The 20,756-nt window shown below is 72.3% G+C and carries 16 protein-coding genes and 1 riboswitch; of the genes, 7 read left to right on the top strand and 9 right to left on the bottom strand.

All coding sequences use genetic code 11. The features are described from left to right. Positions 1 to 134: 134 nt before the first annotated feature. From AB0J06_RS12785 to AB0J06_RS12770, 4 genes are all read right to left on the bottom strand, one after another. Positions 135 to 773, bottom strand: coding sequence for a hypothetical protein (locus AB0J06_RS12785; RefSeq protein WP_357427764.1), 639 nt, complete (start codon positions 771 to 773; stop codon positions 135 to 137). After that, positions 770 to 1,936 (bottom strand): 16S rRNA (cytosine(1402)-N(4))-methyltransferase RsmH, encoded by a 1,167-nt coding sequence (rsmH, locus tag AB0J06_RS12780; protein ID WP_357427762.1) that lies wholly within the window; start codon positions 1,934 to 1,936, stop codon positions 770 to 772. Before rsmH ends, AB0J06_RS12785 begins: the two co-directional genes overlap by 4 nt. A 278-nt stretch (positions 1,937 to 2,214) precedes the next feature. Beyond that, positions 2,215 to 2,646 (bottom strand): division/cell wall cluster transcriptional repressor MraZ, encoded by a 432-nt coding sequence (gene mraZ / locus AB0J06_RS12775; RefSeq protein ID WP_357427760.1) that lies wholly within the window; start codon positions 2,644 to 2,646, stop codon positions 2,215 to 2,217. Between the two features lie 457 nt (positions 2,647 to 3,103). Further along, the gene (locus AB0J06_RS12770; protein WP_357427758.1) at positions 3,104 to 3,931 is read right to left on the bottom strand and encodes an NlpC/P60 family protein; all 828 of its coding nucleotides are present in this window, start codon (positions 3,929 to 3,931) and stop codon (positions 3,104 to 3,106) included. A 4-nt stretch (positions 3,932 to 3,935) separates the two neighbouring features. Continuing rightward, positions 3,936 to 4,105: riboswitch (cyclic di-AMP (ydaO/yuaA leader) on the bottom strand. Between the two features lie 529 nt (positions 4,106 to 4,634). Between AB0J06_RS12770 and AB0J06_RS12765 the strand changes: the two genes are divergently transcribed. The 4 genes from AB0J06_RS12765 (at position 4,635) to AB0J06_RS12750 (ending at position 8,580) form a co-directional block, all read left to right on the top strand. Next, positions 4,635 to 5,855: a MurT ligase domain-containing protein gene (locus AB0J06_RS12765; protein WP_357427789.1), complete on the top strand. Its 1,221-nt coding sequence runs from the start codon at positions 4,635 to 4,637 to the stop codon at positions 5,853 to 5,855. 55 nt (positions 5,856 to 5,910) lie between these two features. Next, positions 5,911 to 6,609: a glutamine amidotransferase gene (locus AB0J06_RS12760; RefSeq protein ID WP_357427787.1), complete on the top strand. Its 699-nt coding sequence runs from the start codon at positions 5,911 to 5,913 to the stop codon at positions 6,607 to 6,609. Beyond that, complete coding sequence (locus AB0J06_RS12755; RefSeq protein ID WP_357427756.1) at positions 6,606 to 7,307, top strand: VTT domain-containing protein; 702 nt, start codon at positions 6,606 to 6,608, stop codon at positions 7,305 to 7,307. The genes AB0J06_RS12760 and AB0J06_RS12755 overlap by 4 nt, the downstream gene beginning before the upstream one ends. A gap of 106 nt (positions 7,308 to 7,413) precedes the next feature. After that, the gene (locus AB0J06_RS12750) at positions 7,414 to 8,580 is read left to right on the top strand and encodes a hypothetical protein (RefSeq protein ID WP_357427754.1); all 1,167 of its coding nucleotides are present in this window, start codon (positions 7,414 to 7,416) and stop codon (positions 8,578 to 8,580) included. A gap of 21 nt (positions 8,581 to 8,601) precedes the next feature. Here AB0J06_RS12750 and leuS read toward each other — a convergent pair whose 3' ends face one another. After that, positions 8,602 to 11,424 carry a leucine--tRNA ligase gene (leuS, locus tag AB0J06_RS12745; protein WP_357427752.1) on the bottom strand — a complete coding sequence of 941 codons (2,823 nt, stop codon included), beginning with the start codon at positions 11,422 to 11,424 and terminating at the stop codon, positions 8,602 to 8,604. A gap of 394 nt (positions 11,425 to 11,818) precedes the next feature. On the opposite strand from leuS, the gene AB0J06_RS12740 reads away from it, so the two are divergent. From AB0J06_RS12740 to AB0J06_RS12730, 3 genes are read left to right on the top strand one after another with little or no spacing between them, the layout of a single operon-like run. Then, the gene (locus tag AB0J06_RS12740) at positions 11,819 to 12,883 is read left to right on the top strand and encodes a MoxR family ATPase (protein ID WP_357427750.1); all 1,065 of its coding nucleotides are present in this window, start codon (positions 11,819 to 11,821) and stop codon (positions 12,881 to 12,883) included. A 1-nt stretch (position 12,884) separates the two neighbouring features. Continuing rightward, complete coding sequence (locus tag AB0J06_RS12735; protein WP_357427748.1) at positions 12,885 to 14,183, top strand: DUF58 domain-containing protein; 1,299 nt, start codon at positions 12,885 to 12,887, stop codon at positions 14,181 to 14,183. After that, positions 14,180 to 16,660, top strand: coding sequence for a DUF3488 and transglutaminase-like domain-containing protein (locus AB0J06_RS12730; protein WP_357427746.1), 2,481 nt, complete (start codon positions 14,180 to 14,182; stop codon positions 16,658 to 16,660). Before AB0J06_RS12735 ends, AB0J06_RS12730 begins: the two co-directional genes overlap by 4 nt. A 252-nt stretch (positions 16,661 to 16,912) precedes the next feature. Here AB0J06_RS12730 and AB0J06_RS12725 read toward each other — a convergent pair whose 3' ends face one another. The 4 genes from AB0J06_RS12725 to AB0J06_RS12710 form a co-directional block, all read right to left on the bottom strand. Further along, complete coding sequence (locus AB0J06_RS12725; protein WP_357427744.1) at positions 16,913 to 17,296, bottom strand: DUF3040 domain-containing protein; 384 nt, start codon at positions 17,294 to 17,296, stop codon at positions 16,913 to 16,915. Positions 17,297 to 17,411: 115 nt separating this feature from the next. After that, positions 17,412 to 18,695, bottom strand: coding sequence for a DNA polymerase IV (dinB, locus tag AB0J06_RS12720; protein ID WP_357427742.1), 1,284 nt, complete (start codon positions 18,693 to 18,695; stop codon positions 17,412 to 17,414). Between the two features lie 64 nt (positions 18,696 to 18,759). Next, a complete protein-coding gene (locus AB0J06_RS12715; protein WP_357427740.1) occupies positions 18,760 to 19,932 on the bottom strand; it encodes a nucleotide pyrophosphatase/phosphodiesterase family protein in 1,173 nt (390 codons plus the stop codon). Further along, complete coding sequence (locus tag AB0J06_RS12710; RefSeq protein WP_357427738.1) at positions 19,929 to 20,684, bottom strand: methyltransferase domain-containing protein; 756 nt, start codon at positions 20,682 to 20,684, stop codon at positions 19,929 to 19,931. The genes AB0J06_RS12715 and AB0J06_RS12710 overlap by 4 nt, the downstream gene beginning before the upstream one ends. Positions 20,685 to 20,756 lie beyond the last annotated feature (72 nt).

Genomic DNA, 20,756 nt, shown 5'->3' with positions numbered 1-20,756 from the left:
CTAGTCCTGCTCGCCGCGTTCACCAGCCTTCGCTACGGCGAACTCGCGGCCCTCCGCCGTCGCGACGTCGGCGCTCATTGCGCATGACGCGGATGCGTCCCGGCGCGGCTCGTTGGAGCGCGGTGGCATGTGGACTACCGCCCCGTGCGCTGCTGGCTGGCGACCGACGGCTGACCGTTGGCGGGCTGCGGCACGCCGATCACCCGACCGTCGGGGAGCCGGATGAAGGCCGGTGGGCCGGACTCCACCAGGCCCAGCTTGCGCGCCTGGGCCGCCAGGTTGCCCGGCGCCTCGTGCTGGGCGATCTCGTTCTCCAGCTGCTGCTGGCGGATGTCCAGCGTGGCCTGCTGCTGCTTCAGCGTGCCCAAGCGGAACGCGTTCTGGTTGATCTTCGTGTTGACCATCAGGATGCCGAGCACACCCCCGACGACCACCACCAGCACCAGCGCGACGAACGGCGCCCGCGGCACCGCGACCGGCGGCGGCGGAGCGACCTTCAGCTGTGGCGCCGGGGCGGCCTTCGCCGCCGTTGCCGCCGCCTCCTCCGCGGAGCTGTCCCACACCCGCAGCGACTCCTGCGGCTGGAGCGCCGCGCTGCCCTGCGTCGGGTACTCGCGCGCCCCCCGGGCACGAGCGTTCCGACCGACCTCCGGTGCCGCGATACTGCCGCGCGTCGCCCGCTGCGCCATGGTCCGGCCCCCCGACCGTGGTGCGCGCTGCCCCGCGCCGCGCTCGCCGACCTCGTGTCGGCGATCGCGCTTCTCTACGTTCATGTCCCCTCCCCCTTTGCGTCCCTGCCCCGTCCGTCCCCCGGACGTTCCGGCCGGACTGCCGCGTCCTGTGTGGACTGCCCGGATGCCATCGCACCCGGCTGGTGTAGCGCCTTTACCGGGCGGGGCCGTTCGCGGTCGGCCCTGCCCTTCTTCCTCGTCCCGGACTGCCCGCCCGACCCGGCCTCACGCCGTGCCGACGAACCCTCCTCGATGTGCTCCGCCGCCCGCAGCCGCACGGATGCGGCCCGCGGGTTGGCGACGATCTCCGCCTCGCTCGCGAGTTCGGCGCCGCGACTGAGCAGTCGCAGCGTCGGACCGGTGCCGGGAAGCTCGACCGGCAGGTCGAGCGGACCCGTGCTCCGCGCTCGTTCCGCGAGCGACTGCTTGGTGATCCGGTCCTCCAACGAGTGGTAGGAGAGCACCACCATGCGGCCACCCACAGCGAGCGCGTCGAGCGCGGCCGGCAGCGCCGTCTCCAGCGCCGCCAGTTCGCGGTTTACCTCAATTCGCAACGCCTGAAACGTCCTCTTTGCCGGGTGTCCGCCAGTTCTGCGGGCCGCCGCCGGAATCGAGTCCCGAACCAACTCGGCGAGACGCGCCGACGACGTGAGCCGATCCCGATTCCGTTCCCGGACGATCGCCCCGACGATCCGCTTGGCGAACTTCTCCTCGCCGTACACCCGCAAAACCCGGACCAGCTCCCCCGGCGGGTAGCTGTTGACGATCTCCTCCGCGGTCACGCCCCGGGTCTGGTCCATCCGCATGTCCAGCGGCGCGTCCTGCGCGTACGCGAACCCGCGATCGGGCGCGTCGAGCTGGAGCGAGGAGACACCGAGATCGAAGAGGATCCCGTCGATCAGCGGATAGCCGAGGCGGTCGAGCACCTCGGGCAGCTCGTCGTAGACCGCGTGCACCAGATGGATCCGGTCGGCGTACGGGGCCAACCGCGCCCGTGCGTGCGCCAACGCCTCCGTGTCCCGGTCGAGTCCGATCAGGACGGTCCGCGGGTTCGCGGCGAGCACCGCCTCGGCATGCCCGGCGAGGCCCAGCGTGGCATCGACATGTACGGTCTGGCGGTCACCACCGCGGTCCAGCGCGGGGGCGAGCAGCTCGAGACACCGCTCGAGCAGCACCGGTACGTGCGTACCGCGAAGCTCCCCCATATTGACCCCCAGTGACCCGCCGTCGAAATACCTGCGCCTGTTGCTCTTCGTGCCGCCCGTCGTACGGCCAGATCCCCATCCGCTCTAACTCCACCGGCCGACACGTCGGCCGGCACTGGAACGCACGCCTGGCACCGGGGAAGAGGCGCCAGGAGCGGGAGCGGCTGGAGATCTCGCAGTACGTCGGGGCGACCGGCGCCGAAGTGGCTCTTCGCGAAACCACCCTCTCGTCCGTCCGCGATCTCGCGGCCGGGAGAAACCTCGGCATTCCCACGCCCTCACAGTCCGCCGGGCAGCACCCCCTCCTCGATGTCGGCGAAGTCGTCTTCGCTCTCCGCGAGGTAGGACTCCCAGGACTGCTTGTCCCAGATCTCCACCCGGCTGCTCGCGCCGATGACCACGAGTTCCCTCGTCAGTCCCGCGTATTCCCGCAGGTGTCCCGGAATGGTCACCCGGCCCTGCTTGTCGGGGACCTCGTCGTGGGCACTGGCGAAAAACACCCGGCTGTAGGCCCGAGCCGCCTTGTGCGTCATCGGCTGCTCGCGCAACTGATCAGCGATGCGCTGGAATTCGGGCGTCGGAAAGACGTAGAGACAGCGTTCCTGTCCTTTAGTGATCACGACCCCTCCCGCCAGCTCGTCTCGGAACTTCGCCGGAAGGATCAACCGGCCCTTGTCGTCGAGACGCGGAGTGTGGGTGCCCAGAAACACCGACCCACCCCCTCGCCCTCGAGCGGTGTTCGCGACGCCGCTGATCCCCCTGGGCCGGCAGGCCCTCCCGGCCCCGCCATTGCGCCCCACTGTACTCCACTTCCCTCCACCTGCAACCGCATTCGCGCCCAATCCGGGTGCAGCTGAGTTGCAAAACCGCACGTCAAATGGGGTGGTGCGGAGTGGAGTGCCAAAGGCGGTTCCGGGCCCGTCCGCTTTCCGACATAGGCCCGCCAAGTGGCGAGCGCCACGGTTTAGCGCGGGAGGAACGGGAATGGACCGCCACCGGCAGGGTCCCGGGGAGGAAAGTGGAGGGAAACTCACGGCCGGTAACGGCGTTCGGCTAACGCGGCTGGGCCGCAACGCGGGGTGGGTAATGCCGCTTAGAGATCAAGGCCGGGAACGGCGGCGGGGTGCGACACCAATGGCATCGCACCCCGACTTCCGCCCAATTCGATCAGTTGACGATTCGGCGCACCACATAACTGCTGGTCCAGATCTTGTGCTTCCCGATCTTCTGGCCCGCCCGCGGTGCGTCGTACATGTAGCCGCCGCCCGCGTAGACCCCGACGTGGTAGCCGTACGAACCGCTGCGGATCACGATCAGGTCCCCGGGCTTGGCCTGCGACTTACCCACCGCGCGCCCGTACCGCTGCTGGGTGTTGGCGTTGTGCGGAAGCTTCTTCCCGCCCGCCTTGCGGTAGACGTACCGGGTGAAGCCCGAGCAGTCGAAGGAGTGCGGGCCACTCGCGCCGTACCGGTAGGGCTTGCCGGTGAGCTTGCGGGCCTCGTGCACCACCTGACCGCCATTGCTCGCCACCGAGATGCGCAGTTGGCCCGACGTCCCACCCTGGTACACCGGCTTGTGGCCGTTGAAGACGAACCTGAACGTGCTCACGTCGGTGAGCCGGGGTGTGTAGCGGACCTGGCCGGCCGAGACCGAAACCGTCTGTCCGTTCACCCACCGGGAGCCGTTCCACACCTGCAGCGTCGCGGTGCCGCCGCGGACCGGCTGACCCGTACGCGGATCGGTGATCCGCGCGGTCAGGGCGACGGTGCCGCCCCAGCCGACCGTGCGGGCGTTCGCGGTCAACTGCAGTCGCGGCGCGAGTGGGGCCGGCACGACGGGCGCCTGCGCGGCAGGTGCCCGCACGACGGGGCGCTCGGCCGCGACCGCCGGGGCGGCGACCAACTGACCGGCGCAGAGGCAGACGCCGAGCGCGAGCGAGAGCCGGCCGGCGCGGGTGGAGAACCGTCGAGGCCGGGTCGAAGTGTGCTGCTGCACGGATGAGGTCCCTCCGGCACGCCTGCGAGGTGAGCTGTCGGGTTCGGACGCGAAGGTTCGCCCGGCCGCGGTGCGGCTTCACCCCGAGGCTCCGCGTCGACCGCCGGCTGCGGTCGTCGGGGCCGATGTTGGTTCCCCCGTCCCTGCCCTCGATGCCTTTCGCGATCGTCACAGCGTCGTGACCGCCGGTGCGGGCAGGGCTCGGCGTGCACCATCGGTCACAGCCGGTGGGCGGTTGCCGACCGGCCTACCGTTTCTATCCCACATCGGTCATATACGCAGCGTGACGGCGTTTGTTCCGGTCACGTTGACCCGGCCAATACCGTCCCCTATCGGACCGGTTGTCCGGTAACCCACCACGCATCGTGTCGCCGCGCCCACCACCGCGTGATTACAGCCGGTGATTCATGGCACAGAATTTCCTGTCCCTTCCGGCGGGACCCGCGCGTCACTCTCCCCCGCCCGGTCCACTCCGGCCAGCCGCGCGGCGCCCCACCCCCACCGATCGGCCGGCGCCGCCCGCCGCCCGGCCGGCGGCCGCAACACCGCGATCACGCGCGGCGTCACCCGCGTGACCGGCGGCGGACGCGTTATCGAGGGGATCGCCGACGGCGTGGCGGGGCAGTCGACGGTGGCGCGTCGGTCTCGCCGGATCGCCGCGCGGCGCCAGTCCGGTAACCTCGCTCGCGTGACGGACGCGAAGATGCCCCTTCGGGCGAAGGTGGCCAGTTCGGTGTCGCGCACGGCGGCCGCGCTGTCGCGGGCGGCCGGACGCGGCGACGGTTCGGTGATCGGTGGCTGGATCGGACTGAAGATCGACCCCGAACTCCTCGCCCACCTGGCGGCCGGCCGCTCCATCGGCCTGGTCTCCGGCACCAACGGGAAGACCACGACGACGCGGTTGACCACCGCGGCCGTCGGCGTGCTCGGCCCCGTGGCGACCAACTCCTTCGGCGCGAACATGCCCACCGGCCACACCTCGGCGCTGGCCAAGGCCGGCGCCACCCCCTACGCGGTGCTCGAGGTCGACGAGCACTACCTGCCACAGGTGCTGGAGGCGACCGAGCCGCGCGTGGTGGCCCTGCTCAACCTCTCCCGCGACCAGCTCGACCGGGCCAAAGAGGTCGCCATGATGGCGCAGCTCTGGCGCGCCGCCCTGGCCAAGCACCCGGACGTGCACGTGGTCGCCAACGCCGACGACCCGATGGTGGTCTGGGCGAGCGTCGACCACACCGCCGTCACCTGGTTCAGCGCCGGCCAGCGCTGGCACGACGACTCCTGGGTCTGCCCGGAGTGCGGCGCCCCGATCGAACGCGCCGACGAGCAGTGGTGGTGCACCGGCTGCCCGCTGCGGCGACCCGAGGCGCAGTGGGTGGTCGAGGACGACGGCGTCGTCGACCCCACCGGCGCCTGGCACAAGGTCGTCCTGCAGCTGCCGGGACGGGTCAACCTCGGCAACGCGGCCACCGCCCTCGCCGTCGCCGCACAGTTCGGGGTCCGCCCCACCGACGCGGTGTCCCGACTCGGCGGGGTCGCCTCGGTCGCCGGTCGCTACGCTCAGGTCGTACGCGAGGGGCGCAACATCCGGCTGCTCCTCGCGAAGAACCCCGCCAGTTGGCTGGAGGCGTTCGACATGGCCGACGAGGCGCCCACCCTGCTCTCCATCAACGCCCGCGACCCCGACGGGATGGACACCTCCTGGCTCTTCGATGTGGACTTCTCCCCGCTGCGCGGGCGGCAGGTGCTGATCACCGGCGACCGCGCCTACGACCTGGCGGTGCGGCTCGAGGTCAACGACGTGCCGTTCGAGCATGTACGGACCTTCGCCGCGGCCGTCGCGGCGGTGCCCGTCGGCCGACTTGAGGTGATCGCCAACTACACGGCGTTCCAGGACATCCGAGCGGAGTTGGACCGTGTCAACTGACCCCTTCACGACCTCGCCGTACGGCGAGCCGGTTCCCGCGGGCTCGCCGAGTGTCCTGCGCATCGTCTGGGTCTACCCGGACCTGCTCTCCACCTACGGCGACCGCGGCAACATGCTCATCCTCGGCCGCCGCGCGCAGCAGCGCGGGATGCCGGTCGAGCTGATCGAGGTCCGCTCCGACCAGCCGCTCCCCACCACCGCCGACATCTACCTCATCGGTGGCGGCGAGGACGGCCCGCAGGCGCTCGCCGCGCAGCGGCTGATCACCGACGGCGGTCTGCACCGGGCCGCCGCGCAGGGCTCCGTGGTCTTCGCGGTCTGCGCCGGCTACCAACTGCTGGGCAGCTCCTTCTTCGCCAAGGGCGCCAAGTGCGCCGGGCTCGAACTGCTCGACCTGCATTCCGACCGCGGACCGTCGCGGGCCGTCGGTGAGCTCGCCGGCGAGGTGGACCCCCGGCTCGGCCTGCCGCCGCTGACCGGCTTCGAAAACCACGGCGGCCGCACCCACCTCGGCCCCGGCGTCGCGCCGCTCGCCCGGGTCACCGTGGGCATCGGCAACGACGAGTCCAGCGAGGGGGCCTGGCGGGGAAAACTGCTCGGCACCTACTCACACGGCCCCGCGCTGGCCCGCAACCCGGCGTTGGCCGACCTGCTGCTGCGCTGGGCGACCGGGATCAGCGCCCTACCCCCGCTCGACGACACCTGGTCCGACCGGCTGCGGGCCGAACGCACCGCCGCGACCCGGGTGGCGTGACGGTCAGCGCCACGCCCGCCGATCCGCCCACCCCACCTGAACCGGAGCCCCGCTCCGGTCGCCGTCTGAGGTTGGTCGCGCTGGCGCTGGCGGTGGGCGCTCTCGCCCTCGTCGCGGCGCTCCTGCCGTTGGAGAAGGTGGGCGAGGCCGCGGCGACCCTCGGGCCGGCCACTCCGGTCGTCGCCGTGACCGTCGGCGCGATGCTGCTGGCTGCTCTGGTGCCCCGCACGGCGATCTCGCTGGGGAGCGGCGCCCTGTTCGGGCCGCTCGTCGGCGGGTCCTACGCGCTCCTCGCCGCGGTGCTCGCCGCGGTGGTCACCTTCGTGGCCGGCCGCTGGGCGGGGCGGGACTATCTCGCCGCCCGCGCCGGCGGGCGGCTCGCCCGACTCGACCATTGGCTCGCCCGGCGCGGGGTGCTCGCCGTGGTCGTGGTCCGCCTGCTGCCCGTGTCACCGTTCGGGATGGTCGGCTACGCGTACGGCACGACCTCGGTGCGGACCCGGCATTACCTGATCGGCACGCTGATCGGCGCGACGCCGTCGGCGTTCAGCTACGCCGCGATCGGCGCCACCGTCGTCAAGCCCGGGCACGTCGATCTGCTGACGTTCATCCCGGCGGCGCTGGGCACGCTGGTGAGCATCAGCGCCGCCGTCTACTGGCGGGTGTCCGGCCGACGGCAGCACGGTCGACCGGGCTGAGCGGCGGTCCGGCCACGGCACGTATCCGTTCGGCGCCGGGGCACCCCGCACGATCGCTTCCTCCATACAATCCACATCTCGTGATCAAGATCGGAGCTGCGGCGTCATGGCGAACCACGTGCTGCGCGGAGTCACCGCGCTGGTCGGCCTGACCGTGCTCGCATCGCTCGGCGCCTGCACGCCCGGCGGCCGTCCCGATCCCGCGACCCCTCCCGCCACGGAGGTCACCGCGCCACCCCGACCCGACTTCTGCGAGGTCACGCTCCCCGCGTCCTGGCGCGAAGCGATCCGGGCCGGCCGGATCACGCAGCACCCCGGCCAGCGGACACATGTCATCGCGGCCGCTCCGGACGGCACCTCCGTCTTCGCCAACATCGAACGGGCGGACGCCAGCAGGCAACTGACCTGGCTGCAGGACGGCGGTCGGCGCCGCACCGTGGCCACGATGCCGGATCAGTTCACCTTCGCGCTGTGGGGCTCCTTCGACGGTCGCTGGTTGGTCTACGCGCTCACCGACCTCAGCCGGGCCGCGCCACACGGGGGCGGCGGAGCCGACCTCTACGCCTGGGACTCCACCGGCGACGGGCCGCCATCGCGGCTCCTCGATCAGAGCAGCGCAGCCGCCATCCCGGTGGTGCGCAACGGCCGAGCGGCATGGACGCAGCACACAGGCGGCCGCGAGTTCGAGCTGCACCTCTACTCACTGCCCGACCGACGTGACCGGATCATCGCGCGTGGGCGGGTGACGGACGCGCAGTTCGTCGGGGAAGACCTGCTCTGGTACGACCGATCGGACGGTCGCGTCCGGGCGGTGTCGGCAGCCACCGGCGAGACTGTTCCGCCGCCGCCGCTGCCCGCGATGGCGACGACGGCCGGCCTGGCGACCGACGGGCTGACGACCGCGTGGGTGACGGAGAACCAGCAGGAGCTCAACGTCTGGCGCGCCGGTTGGCCGCAGGCGGTGCGGATCTTGCGGGTGACCCGCCCGTCCCCCCGGCCGGTCTCGTCGCCCCGACCGGTGCCGCCCGCGACGGACGCGTTCTCCACCGTCCAGCAGCCGGCCGTCGCCCGCGACCTGGTGGTGTTCGAGCGGGAACTGGCCTGGTACGCCGCGGACCTGCGTACCGGCGGTTACGTACGGCTGACCCGGGACCACGGACACGCGGTCAACGCCCCCGGTGTCCTCACGCTGGCTCCGGTCTCCGAGGACGAGGAGACGTACGCCGTCCTGTCCCTGGAACGGTTGCCACCGCTGCCGGGGTGCCGGCCCTGACGACCGGCACCCCTACCGACGTCAGAGGACGACGCTGACCATCCGGCCGGCGACCACGATCACCTTGCGCGGCTCCCGGCCGGCCAACTGGTCGGCGACCGCGGCGAGCGCCGCCTCGCGCACCTGCGGCTCGGCCGCGTCGGCCGCGACCTCCACCCGGCCGCGCACCTTTCCGTTGATCTGCACCGGGTAGGTCACCGACTCGGCGCGCAGCAGCGCCGGATCGGCCACCGGGAAGTCCGCGTACGTCAGGGAGTCCCCGTGCCCCAGCCGCTGCCACAGCTCCTCCGCGATGTGCGGCGCGAACGGGGCCAGCATCAGCACCAGCGGCTCGGCCACCTCCCGGGGCGTGCCCGCGAGCTGCGTCAGCCCGTTGGTCAGCTCGATCAGCTTGGCGATCGCCGTGTTGAAGCGCAGGCCGTCCATGTCGGCACGGACCCCGTCGACGACCCGGTGCAGCAGCCGCCGCGTCTTCTCGTCGGCCGGCTCGTCGACCACCCGCAGCGCGCCGGTCCGCTCGTCGATCAACGCGCGCCAGACCCGCTGCAGGAAACGGTAGGAGCCGACCACGGCCCGGGTCTCCCACGGCCGCGAGACCTCCAGCGGCCCCATCGACATCTCGTAGACCCGGAACGTGTCCGCGCCGTACGCCGCGCACATCTCGTCCGGCGTCACCACGTTCCGCAGCGACTTGCCCATCTTGCCGTACTCGCGGTTGACCTCGGTCTCGCCGTGGAACCAGCGGCCGTCGCGCTCGACGACCTCCTCGGCCTGGACGTACGCGCCACGCGGGTCGGTGTACGCGTACGCCTGGATGTAGCCCTGGTTGAACAGTCGCCGGAACGGCTCACGGCTCGACACCTCGCCCAGGTCGAACAGGACCTTGTGCCAGAAGCGGGCGTACAGCAGGTGCAGCACCGCGTGCTCGACGCCGCCCACGTACAGGTCCACGCCGCCGCAGTCGGCCGGCGTGCGCGGACCCATCCAGTACTCCTCGTTCTCCGGCGCGGCGAACGTCTCGGTGTTTGTCGGGTCCAGGTAGCGCAGCTCGTACCAGCAGGAGCCGGCCCACTGCGGCATCGTGTTGGTCTCGCGGACGTAGCGCTTGGGGCCGTCGCCCAGGTCCAGCTCCACCTCCACCCAATCCCGGGCCCGCGACAGCGGGGTCTCCGGCGAACTGTCCGCGTCATCCGGGTCGAAGGTCTTGGGCGAGAAGTCGGCCACCTCCGGCAGCTCCAGCGGCAGCATCTCCTCCGGCAGCGCGATCGGCAGGCCCGTCTCGTCGTAGACGATCGGGAACGGCTCGCCCCAGTAACGCTGCCGGCTGAACAGCCAGTCGCGCAGCCGGTAGGTGGTGGCGCCGGTGCCGTGCCCGTTCTCCTCCAGCCACTCGATGATCCGGGCCTTCGCCTCGGCGATGCCCAGACCGTCCAGGAAGCCGCTGTTGATGGCCGGCCCATCGCCGGTGTACGCCTTGCCGTCGAAGCCCTCGACCGGCTGCACGGTACGGACCACCGGCAGGTCGAACACCTCGGCGAACGCCCAGTCCCGCTCGTCCTGCCCCGGCACCGCCATGATCGCGCCGGTGCCGTACCCGGCCAGCACGTAGTCGGCGATGAAGACCGGCAGGCGGGCGCCGTTGACCGGGTTGGTGGCGAAGGCGCCGACGAAGACGCCGGTCTTCTCCTTCGCGTCGGCCTGCCGCTCCACATCGGTCTTGCTCGCCGCGTACTTGCGGTAGGCGTCGACCGCCTCCCGCGGGCTGGCGTGCCCACCGGTCCATGCCGGCCGCGTCCCGTCCGGCCAGGCCGCCGGAATCAGCGAATCGACCAGCTCGTGCTCGGGCGCCAGCACCATGTAGGTCGCGCCGAAGAGGGTGTCGGGCCGGGTGGTGAAGACCCGGATGACGCCGGCGTCGGTCGGGAAGGTGACGTGCGCCCCGGTCGAGCGGCCGATCCAGTTGCGCTGCATCAGCTTGATCGGCTCGGGCCAGTCCAGCAGGTCCAGGTCCTCGAGCAGCCGGTCGCCGTAGGCGGTGATCCGCATCTTCCACTGCCGCAGGTTGCGCTTGAAGACCGGGAAGTTGCCCCGCTCCGAGCGACCGTCGGCGGTGACCTCCTCGTTGGCCAGCACCGTGCCGAGACCGGGGCACCAGTTGACCGGCGCCTCGGAGATGTAGGCCAGCCGGTAGTCGTCGACGATCCCCCGCCGCTCCACCTCGGACAGCTCGGCCCACGGACGCCCGTCCGGCGTGCCCCGCTGCCCGGTCTCGAAATCCCGGACCAGTTGCTCGATCGGGCGGGCCTTGCGGGCGTCGCCGTCGTACCAGGAATTGAAGATCTTCAGGAAGATCGACTGGGTCCAGCGGTAGAACTCGACGTCGGTGGTGGAGACCGACCGGCGGGGGTCGTGCGCCAGCCCCAGCATCCGCAGCTGCTCGCGGTAGCGCTCGATGTTCTGCTCGGTGGTGGTGCGCGGGTGCTGCCCGGTCTGCACCGCGTACTGCTCCGCCGGCAGACCGAAGGCGTCGAAGCCCATCGTGTGCAGCACGTTGCGGCCGGCCATCCGCTGGTAGCGCCCGTAGCAGTCGGTGCCGATGAAGCCCAACGGGTGGCCGACGTGCAGCCCCGCGCCGGACGGGTACGGGAACATGTCCATCAGATAGAGCTTCTCGGCGCCGAACCGCGGGTGCCCCGGGTCGGCCAGCGGCCCGGTCGGGTTGGGCGCGTGGAAGGTGCCCCGCTCCGCCCAGCGCTCCTGCCAGCGCGATTCGATCTCGCCCGCCAGTGCGGCGGTGTACCGGAAGCGCGGGATATCCGCCGTCGTCTCCGCTGTCTCAGTCATGGTCGCCACCTCGGGTCAAAGTCCAGGGCCGGGATTCGTCGGCGCGTGTCAGGTCGACCACGCGTGTCAGCTCATAAACGTGTCAGGGCATAAAAAAGCCCCTCCACAGGAGGGGTCGCCGTGCTGTCGCCGAACGCGTCAGCACGGCTCGCTAAGGAGCACGGTGGCCCTGGCCATAACGGCAGTCTAACGCCCCCACCACGGCCTGTCTCACCCGCCGTGCCGCGAACGGACAGCGGGGAGCAGCCGAGACTCCCTCGGCTAAACCCCCCACCCCGGCTAGCCTTGAGGGATGCGGATGGTCGAGGTCGAAAAGCGGGGCCAATTTCCGCGAACCTACGGCCCGTCACGACACGTATAGGTAGACAGCCGTAGCAGGACGAGGAGGAGGCCCGTGACACAGCCAACCTGGGACGAGCTGGGCGCACCCATGCCGAGCGACGAGTTCCGCGCCGCCAGCGACGCCATCGTGACCAACATCGAACAGGTCATCGAGGGCAAGACCGCGACGGTGCGACTCGCGCTCGCCGTCCTGCTCGCCGAAGGTCACCTCCTGATCGAGGATGTGCCCGGCGTCGGCAAGACCAAGCTCGCCAAAGCGCTGGCCCGGTCGATCGACTGCTCGGTACGGCGCATCCAGTTCACCCCGGATCTGCTCCCCAGCGACGTGACCGGGGTCAGCGTCTACAACCAGGAGACGCACGACTTCGAGTTCAAGCCGGGCGCCGTCTTCGCCAACCTCGTCGTCGGCGACGAGATCAACCGGGCCTCCCCCAAGACCCAGTCCGCCCTGTTGGAATCGATGGAGGAGCGCCAGGTCACCGTCGACGGTACGACGTACGAGCTGCGCACGCCGTTCATGGTGATCGCGACGCAGAACCCGATCGAGATGGAGGGGACCTATCCGCTGCCCGAGGCGCAGCGCGACCGGTTCACCGCCCGGATCGCGATGGGCTACCCGGACCCCGGCTCCGAGCTGGCAATGCTCGATGCGCACGGCGCGAGCGACCCGCTGCAGGCGCTGCGGCCGGTCTCCGACGCCGCGACCGTCCGCCGGCTCATCACGACGGTACGCGACGTGCACGTCGCCGATCCGGTCAAGCAGTACGCGGTCGACCTGGTCACCGCGACCCGCGAGGCCCCCGACCTGCGGCTGGGTGCCTCCCCCCGGGCCACCCTCCAGCTGGTGCGCACCGCGCGCGCGGTCGCCGCGCTCGATGGCCGCGACTACGTGCTCCCCGACGACCTCCAGGCCCTCGCGGTGCCGGTGCTCGCGCACCGGATCATCCCCACCGCCGACGCCCAGGTCGCCCGCCGCACCACCGACGCGATCGTCGCCGACCTGGTGCACCGGCTGCCGCTGCCGCACGACCGCCAGCGCCCGACCTACGACCCCGGGCCCCTGGACGGCACCGGCAACGGCAACGGACGCACCCCGTTCGAGCCTCGGAGGCGGTGACGTGCGCGAGGCGCTGCGCGGGCTGACCGTTCGCGGTCGCTCCTTCCTCGCGGCAGGCGCAGCGGCCGCGCTGTCCGCGGTGATCCTCGGGGAAAAGGACCTGCTGCGGGTGGCGATCCTGCTCATCGTGCTGCCCCTGCTGGCTGCCGGATACGTCCGACGGAGCCGGTACAAGCTGGCCTGCAGCCGGTCGCTGGAGCCGCACCGCGTCCCGGTCGGCACCACCGCCCGCGTGGTGCTGCGGCTGCAGAACATGTCCCGGCTCCCCACCGGCACGCTGCTGCTGGAGGACCGCCTCCCGTACGCGCTGGGCAGCCGTCCGCGGGTGGTGCTGGAGCGGCTCGGCGCCCACCAGGCCAGCTCGGTGGCGTACACGGTCCGCGCCGACGTGCGCGGCCGGTACGAGATCGGGCCGCTCGTGGTGCGCCTGACCGATCCGTTCGGGTTCTGCGAGCTGACCCGCGCCTTCCCCAGCGTCGACCGGCTCACCGTCATCCCGCAGGTCGTGCCGCTGCCGACGGTCCGGCTTCCCGGCGAGTACGCGGGCAGCGGCGAGAGCCGGGCGCGCTCGGTGGCGGTGCACGGCGAGGACGACGCGGCGACCCGCGAATACCGGCGCGGCGACGACCTGCGCCGGGTGCACTGGAAGTCGACCGCCCGGACGGGCGAGCTGATGGTGCGCCGCGAGGAGCAGCCGTGGGAGAGCCGGGCCACCGTCGTACTCGACACCCGCGCCGCCGCGCACCGGGGCGAGGGTCCGACGGCGAGCTTCGAGTGGGCGGTGTCGGCGGCGGCGAGCATCGCGGTGCACCTGCACACGGCGGGCTACAAGCTGCGGCTGGTGACGGATTCCGACGTCGACACCGAGCAGCTCGACACCGCCGGTGACAGCATCCTGCTCGACCGGCTCGCCGACGTGCGCGTGGCGCAGCGCGGCGATATCGGCATGCTGGTCGAACGGGTCCGCCGGCAGACCGACGGAGGCCTGGTGATCGCCCTGCTGGGCACGCTGACCACCGCGGAGGCGGAACTCCTCGCCGGGCTGCGCGTCAACGGCGCGACCTGCGTGGGGTTCCTGATCGACAGCTCCGCCTGGCTCACCCTGCCGGCCACCGCGCGGGCGGAGGCCGACCAGGCGCACGACGCGGCCGCGCTCGCCCTGCTGCACAGCGGCTGGCGGGTCGTGGGCGTCGGCCACGGCGGCAGTCTGCCGGCGCTCTGGCCGCAGGCGGGGCGGGGCTCGCAGGGCTTCGCCTGGCGGGCGGCGTTGGCCGAGACGGTCGCCGGGGGTATGCGATGAACGACGGACGCAATCTGGGACTGGTGGCCGGCGCGGCGACGCTGCTGGCGGCCGCCCCGCTCACCGCGATCTTCGACCGGTGGACCTGGTTGATCCAGTGCGTCATCGCGGTCGCGCTGGTCACCGGCGGTGCGACGCTGGTCCGCTCGCTCCGGGGACCGCTCTGGACCCAGCTGCTCGGCATGATGGGAGCGCTGCTGCTCGCGCTGGCCTGGCTGTTCCCCAGCGGGCACGAGTTCCTCGCGGTGCTCCCCTCAGCGGAGACGTTCCGGCATTTCGGCGAGCTGCTGACCCAGTCCACCCAGGACGTGCGGGCGTACGGCGTGCCGGTGCCGGACGGCGATCCGCTGCTGTTCATCACCGTGCTCGGCGTGGGGTCCGTCGCGATCCTGGTCGACCTGCTCAGCGTCGGGCTCCGTCGCCCGGCCCTGGCCGGGCTGCCGATGCTCGCGATCTATTCGGTGCCGGTGGCGGTCTACGTCGACAGCGTCTCCCCGGTGCCGTTCGTCGTCGGCGCGGTCGGTTTCCTCTGGCTTCTGGTGACCGACAACGTCGACCGGGTCCGCCGGTTCGGCCGCCGGTTCACCGGCGACGGCCGCGACGTGGACGTCTGGGAGCCGTCGCCGCTCGCGGCGGCCGGACGGCGGCTGTCGGTGGTCGGCGTCGTGCTGGCCGTTCTACTGCCGCTCGCCGTGCCGGGCATGACCAGCGGCGCGCTCAACAGCTTCACCTCGGCCGGCGCCGACGGCACCGGGCGGGGACCGGGCACCGGGGGACGTGTCAATCTCTTCGCCGCGCTGAGCGGTCAGCTCAATCAGTCCGAGGTACGGGACCTGGCGAAGCTGACCACGACCGACCCGCAGCCGGCCTACCTGCGTTTCGGGGTGGCCGACGAGCTCCGCGGCGACGGGTTCGCCAGTCGCCCGCCGAGTGGCAGGCCGTTGGCGCAGGCCCTGGTCGATCCGCGGCGCAGCCAGGAGGCCGGGGTGACTCAGGAGAGCTACCGGGCCAGTGTGGAGGTCTCGCCGGACTTCGACATGCCGATGCTGCCGACCTTCCCGACGCTGACCGCCGTGAAGGACCTCGACGGAGCCTGGCTCTACGACCCCGGCATGCAGATCGTCTACTCGAACCGCACGCGCGGCAAGGACCGGACCTACTCGTTCGACTTCGTCCGCTCGACCTACTCACCGGCGGCGCTGCGCCGCTCCCTGCCGCTCGCGCGCGACGATTCGCTGCGGCAGAAGTTCACCGGGGTTCCGGTCGAACCGGAGGTGAGCCGGCTCGTGAGCAGGCTGACGGCCGGTAAGCGGACGGATTATGACCGGGTTCGGGCGATCTATGACTACTTTTCCCGCAGCAACGGCTTCACCTACAGCCTGCGTACGGAGGGCGGCACCAGCGGCAGGGAGATCGTCAACTTCCTCACCACCAAGGTGGGCTTCTGCCAGCAGTACGCGGCGGCGATGGCCTGGCTGGTCCGGGCGGCCGGCGTGCCGGCCCGGGTGGCGTTCGGCTTCACCAACGGGTCGAAGCGACAGGACAACACGGTCATCCTGACCAACCGTAACCTGCACGCCTGGACCGAGGTCTACTTCAACGGCGTCGGCTGGGTGCCCTTCGACGCCACACCGGCCGCCAGCGTGCCGGGCTCGACCCGGTCGCCGTGGGCCCCCGACACCGACCAGCCCGAACCGGTCTCACCGTCCGCCGCGCCGAACGCGCCGACGGAAACCGGACCGTCGGCCGCCCCGACCGGCCCCGACGGTCCGACCCGCGACATCGACGCCGGCATCCCCACCGGCAACAGGTCCGCCGGGCCGACCGGCCCGACCTGGCCCTGGTGGGCAGCGGCGGGACTGGTGCTGCTGCTCGCCCTGCTGGCCGTGCCGGCGATGTTCCGGTCGATGCTGCGTCGCCGACGGGCGACCCGCGCGGCCGGAGCCGGCACGGGGCCAGCGGGCGACACGGACGGTGGCCCGCTCGCGGGTGAGGGACCACCCGGGTCGCCGTCGCTCGTGGTCATCGGCACCGACGCCGACCGGGCACGAAGCGACGCGCACGCCGCCTGGGACGAGTTGATCGACACGCTGGTCGACTTCCGGGTGCCGGTCGATCCGACGGAGACGCCCCGGGCGACCGCCGACCGACTGGTCGCGTCGGGGCGGGTGCACGACGCCTCGGCGGAGGCGACCCGGCTGCTCGGCCGGGCCGAGGAACGGGCCCGGTACGCCCGGGATCCGCTCCAGATCGCGTCGCTGCCCGAATCGCTGCGGACGGTCCGCAAGGCCATCGCGTCCGGCGCCGACCGGCGTACCCGGTGGATCGCGGCGGCGCTGCCGCCATCGGTCCTCCTGCGGTGGCGGCTGAGCATCATGGACATGTCCGGCCGGATCGTCGCGGCATTCGGTCGGTGCCGGGACGTGCTTGTCCGGTGGAGCCCCCGCCGCCTGCTGGCAGGTCGCGGCACCCGCTGAGTCGAGATCCGCGTGATCAGGGACCAACTGCGGCGAGTCGCCGGCGTGTCCCGTCGAGCGTCCCTGATCACGCGGATCTCGGCAGGCGGTCTGAGCACATTTCCCCACCTCGTGTCCTGCAGGCGTGTGGGAACGCAGGCAGGCTCCCTGATCAGCGTGATCAGGAAGCCATGACGCGGACACGAGGCGAGACGCGGGAACTAGCTGATCACGCGGATCGTGGGGTCGGGCCGGGTCAGCGCGGCTGAACCGTCAGCGGTGGCCTTCCGGGCGCTGGCGCCACCGCTCCTCCAGCCGGTCGACGAACGACATCCGCCGCCCGCGCGTACGGCGCGTGGCGGTGCCTCCGACGACATGCAGGTCCGGCGATTGCGACCGGCGATGTGAGTGCATCGCGAACGCGACGGCGCCGAGCATCACGACGAAGCCCGCCACACCCAGCAGCGACACCTTGGTCACCGCGCCGTAGACCAGCAGGGCAAGCCCCGCGACGCCTACAACGGCAGCGACGAGCAGGCGACGCCGGGCGTAGAAACGTGGGTCGCTGGCGCGCACAGCCGAGGCGAATTTGGGGTCCTCGGCAAGCGACCGTTCGATCTGCTCGAACAGCCGCTGCTCGTGCTCCGAGAGCGGCACGGCACTCCTCCCCGGTCACGTTGGTCGGTCCGGTCGGACCGACAGACCGTGGCAGCCGACTGGCTGCTTAACCGCAAGTCTACGAGGGGGTTTGCGGGTCGGAAAGCGGGTCGACCTATGGCCTCGGCGGATTTTCGGTCCGCCGCAGGTCATCGCCCCCCAACAGACTAGCGGGACGAACGACCGCGCGCCCGAAACGCGCCGCAGCCGCGTCCGCCGCGGCCTCCGCCTCGCGCCATCCGTGCTCGGGGGCGCCGAGCGCGAGCTGCCGCGGCATCGAGCCCGACCCGGCCAACCCCTCCACCCGTACGCCGACGAGCCGGATCGGGTCGGTGGCGCCGCCCGAGCCCCCCGCGCCGGGCTGCAACGCCCTGAACAGTGCCCACGACGTCTCGAAGATCTCGCGGGCCACGTCGGTAGGGCCGCCCAGGGTGCGTGAGCGGTTGACGGTGCGGAAGTCGGCGAGCCGTACCTTGATCGACACGGTCCGCCCGGCCTGGCCGGCGCGGCGCAGCCGCACCCCGACCTTGTCGGCGAGGGAGAGCAGGACCCGACGGATGGCCAACGGGTCGACCACGTCGGTCTCGAACGTGACCTCGGCCCCGATCGACTTCTCCACCTGCTCCGGATTGACCCGACGCGGATCCCGCCCCGAGGAGAGCTCGTGCAGGTGGGCCGCGGCCGCCTCGCCGACCGCGCCGCGGAGCATGTTGAGCGGCGCCCCCGCGACGTCCCCCACGGTGGCCAGCCCCAGCCGGCCGAGCTTCTCCGCCGCCCGCTCCCCGACACCCCACAGCGCCGCCACGGGCAGCGGGTGCAGGAACTGCAGCACCTGCGCCGCCGGCACGACGATCACCCCGTCTGGCTTGGCCCGGGTCGAGCCGAGTTTGGCCACGAATTTGGTCGGCCCCACCCCGACCGAGCAGGTGAGCCGCTCCTGCTCGAAGATCCGCTCGCGGATCAGCTGGGCGATCCGCGCGGGTCGGCCGAGCAGCCGACGCGCGCCGGCGACGTCGAGGAACGCCTCGTCCAACGAGAGCGGCTCGACCAGCGGGGTGACGTCGTGGAAGATCTTCATGACCGCCCGTGAGGCGGCCGAGTACTGCTCGAAGTCGGGTGGCAGGAAGACCGCCCGGGGGCAGAGCGCCCGCGCCCGCATGGTCGGCATCGCGCTGCGCACGCCGTAGACCCGCGCCTCGTAGCTGGCCGAGCTGACCACCCCACGCGGCCCGGTGCCGCCGACCACGACGGGGCGGCCGCGCAACTCCGGTCGGCGCCGCACCTCGACGGAGGCGAAGAACGCGTCCATGTCCACGTGCAGAATCGGGCAATCGGTGTCGTCGGCGTCCGCGCCGAAGCGCGGATCGCCGCCACGTGGCACCGCCTGGCTCCGACCCATGCCCGCGAGGCTAACCCGCGGCTACGACATTTCCCCTGCTCGCCGCGGTTGCAGTGGTGCGCGTCTAATGGTGCGCACCGCCGCGGACCACCAGGAGCGGGATGGTCATCTCGACCGCCGTGTAGGAGCCGTGGTAGGCGACCAGCGTCGCCTCGGCCGGGTGATCGGTCCGGCTCGCCAGCACCGCGTACGACCCGTGGCAGGCCACCACCACGTCACCCACCCGCTGCAGATGCGCCTCCGGCACCGGCCCGAACCAGCCCGCCGCCACCGCCTCGTCCCGACCCGCCACCCAGGCGGCGTCACCGAGCACGCCCCGCCAGATCGCGATCACGTCGTCGACCGCCCCGGGCTCGGCGTGCAGGTAGCGCACCCGCGCCTCCCCCGCCACCAGGCGTACGCCGTTTCGCAGCCGGGGGTCGGCATCCATGTCGAACCGGTGCGTCTGCGGCACGTTGAGCTGCCCGTGATCGGCGGTGACGAGCAGCGCCGCGTCGGACGGCAGCCCGTCGACCAGCCGGGTGAGCAACCGGTCCACATCCGACGCCGCGGCCCGCCACGGCAACGAGTCGACCCCGCTGCCGTGCCCCTCCCGGTCGAGATCGGGGTGGTAGCCGGAGACCAGGGTCGGACCGTCCCCCGTCGTCAACGCCGCGAGCATCGCGCGCGCCAGCGTGTCGACATCGGCCGCGCCCCGGAACGCGCCGCCCCGGTTGGCCGAGACGGTCAGGCCACTGCCCGCGTACTCCGGCCGGGTCACCACGGTCGCCGTCACACCGGCCGCCGCCGCCCGATCCAACTGGGTACGGACCGGCTGCCACCGCTGCGGATCCGGGTCGTCGCCCCAGTCGATGTGCGTGAGCACCCGGTCGGTGCCGGGCACGTTGACCCGGAAGCCCAGGATGCCGTGCGCGCCCGGCGCGGCGCCGGTGCCGAGGCTGACCAGGCTGGTCGGGGTGGTCGAGGGAAACCCGGTGGTCAGGGGTCGACCGTCGGCGGCAAGTTCGGCCAGGGTCGGGGCGTACGGCGCCGCGGTCGGGATCTGGTGCCAGCCGAGCCCGTCGACGAGGAGAACGGCGATCCGGCGTACGCCCGCCAACCCGTCGGAAAGGCCGAGCACGTCGACGGCGCCCGGCACCCCCAGCACGGCCAGCGCGCTGGGCAGCACGTCGGCGAGGCTCGCCGCCCCGTACCGCGGCCGAACCGGCGCGAACGGGTCGGTGACGGGAACGCTCACGACGCGGGGCGCCGGGCGAACAGGTGCAACTGGGCGGCGATGTCTCGGTACGGCGGAAGCGCGGCGGCGGCCAGCTCGAGCTCGAGCAGCGCCGACGGATCGGCGTCGGCGACCACGGCCGGGATCAGGTCGGCGAGCACCCGTACCCCGTGGGTCTGCTCGACCTCCAGCCCCGCGGCGCGCAGCAGCGCCCCGGCGCTCCCGGCGTCGTAGCGCCGCCGCAGCGTGTCGCGCGCCCCGGCGCAGCCGTCGGGGTCGGCGAGGATCGTGGCGGCGAGGTCGAGATGACCGTTCATGGCCCGGGTCAGCACGGCGGCGGCCCGGCTGGCGACCAGTACGCTCGCCGCGCCGCCCGGTCGCAGCGCGGTGGCGACGGCGCGCACCACGTCGGCGGGATCGTCGACCACCTCCAGCACAGCGTGACAGAGGACCAGATCGGCGCTGGCCGGCTCGACGAGCCCGGCGAGCGCGTCGCCGTCGCCCTGCACCGCCCGCACCCGCTCCGCGACGCCGGCGTCGGCGGCCCGGCGGGTCAGCGCGGCGAGCGCGTCGGGGCTGGCGTCGACGACGGTCACCCGGTGCCCGGCCTCGGCCAACGGCACCGCGAACCCGCCGGTGCCGCCCCCCACGTCGAGCACGGTGAGCGTGCGGTCGCCGAGGCGCTCGAGTTCGCGCCGCAGCACCGCCCAGACCGCGGCGGTGCGGGGGCCGGCGGGCGGGGCGCCGTGGCCCCGGGTGTGTGTTCGCTCCACCTGCGCGAGCCTATGCCACCCCTCGCAATGGCGTCATCGGGCGCTATGGGTGCGGCCGCCGCCGCTGAGCTT

The sequence above is a fragment of the Micromonospora sp. NPDC049679 genome (genome assembly GCF_040659735.1).
Lineage (GTDB): Bacteria > Actinomycetota > Actinomycetes > Mycobacteriales > Micromonosporaceae > Micromonospora_I.
This window is presented reverse-complemented; position numbering and strand designations above follow the sequence as displayed.

Coding starts and splice junctions, on each gene's coding strand:
- AB0J06_RS12785 (WP_357427764.1), bottom strand. CDS start 773: ATGAACGTAGAGAAGCGCGATCGCCGACACGAGGTCGGCGAGCGCGGC.
- rsmH (WP_357427762.1), bottom strand. CDS start 1,936: ATGGGGGAGCTTCGCGGTACGCACGTACCGGTGCTGCTCGAGCGGTGT.
- AB0J06_RS12765 (WP_357427789.1), top strand. CDS start 4,635: ATGCCCCTTCGGGCGAAGGTGGCCAGTTCGGTGTCGCGCACGGCGGCC.
- AB0J06_RS12750 (WP_357427754.1), top strand. CDS start 7,414: ATGGCGAACCACGTGCTGCGCGGAGTCACCGCGCTGGTCGGCCTGACC.
- leuS (WP_357427752.1), bottom strand. CDS start 11,424: ATGACTGAGACAGCGGAGACGACGGCGGATATCCCGCGCTTCCGGTAC.
- AB0J06_RS12730 (WP_357427746.1), top strand. CDS start 14,180: ATGAACGACGGACGCAATCTGGGACTGGTGGCCGGCGCGGCGACGCTG.
- dinB (WP_357427742.1), bottom strand. CDS start 18,695: ATGGGTCGGAGCCAGGCGGTGCCACGTGGCGGCGATCCGCGCTTCGGC.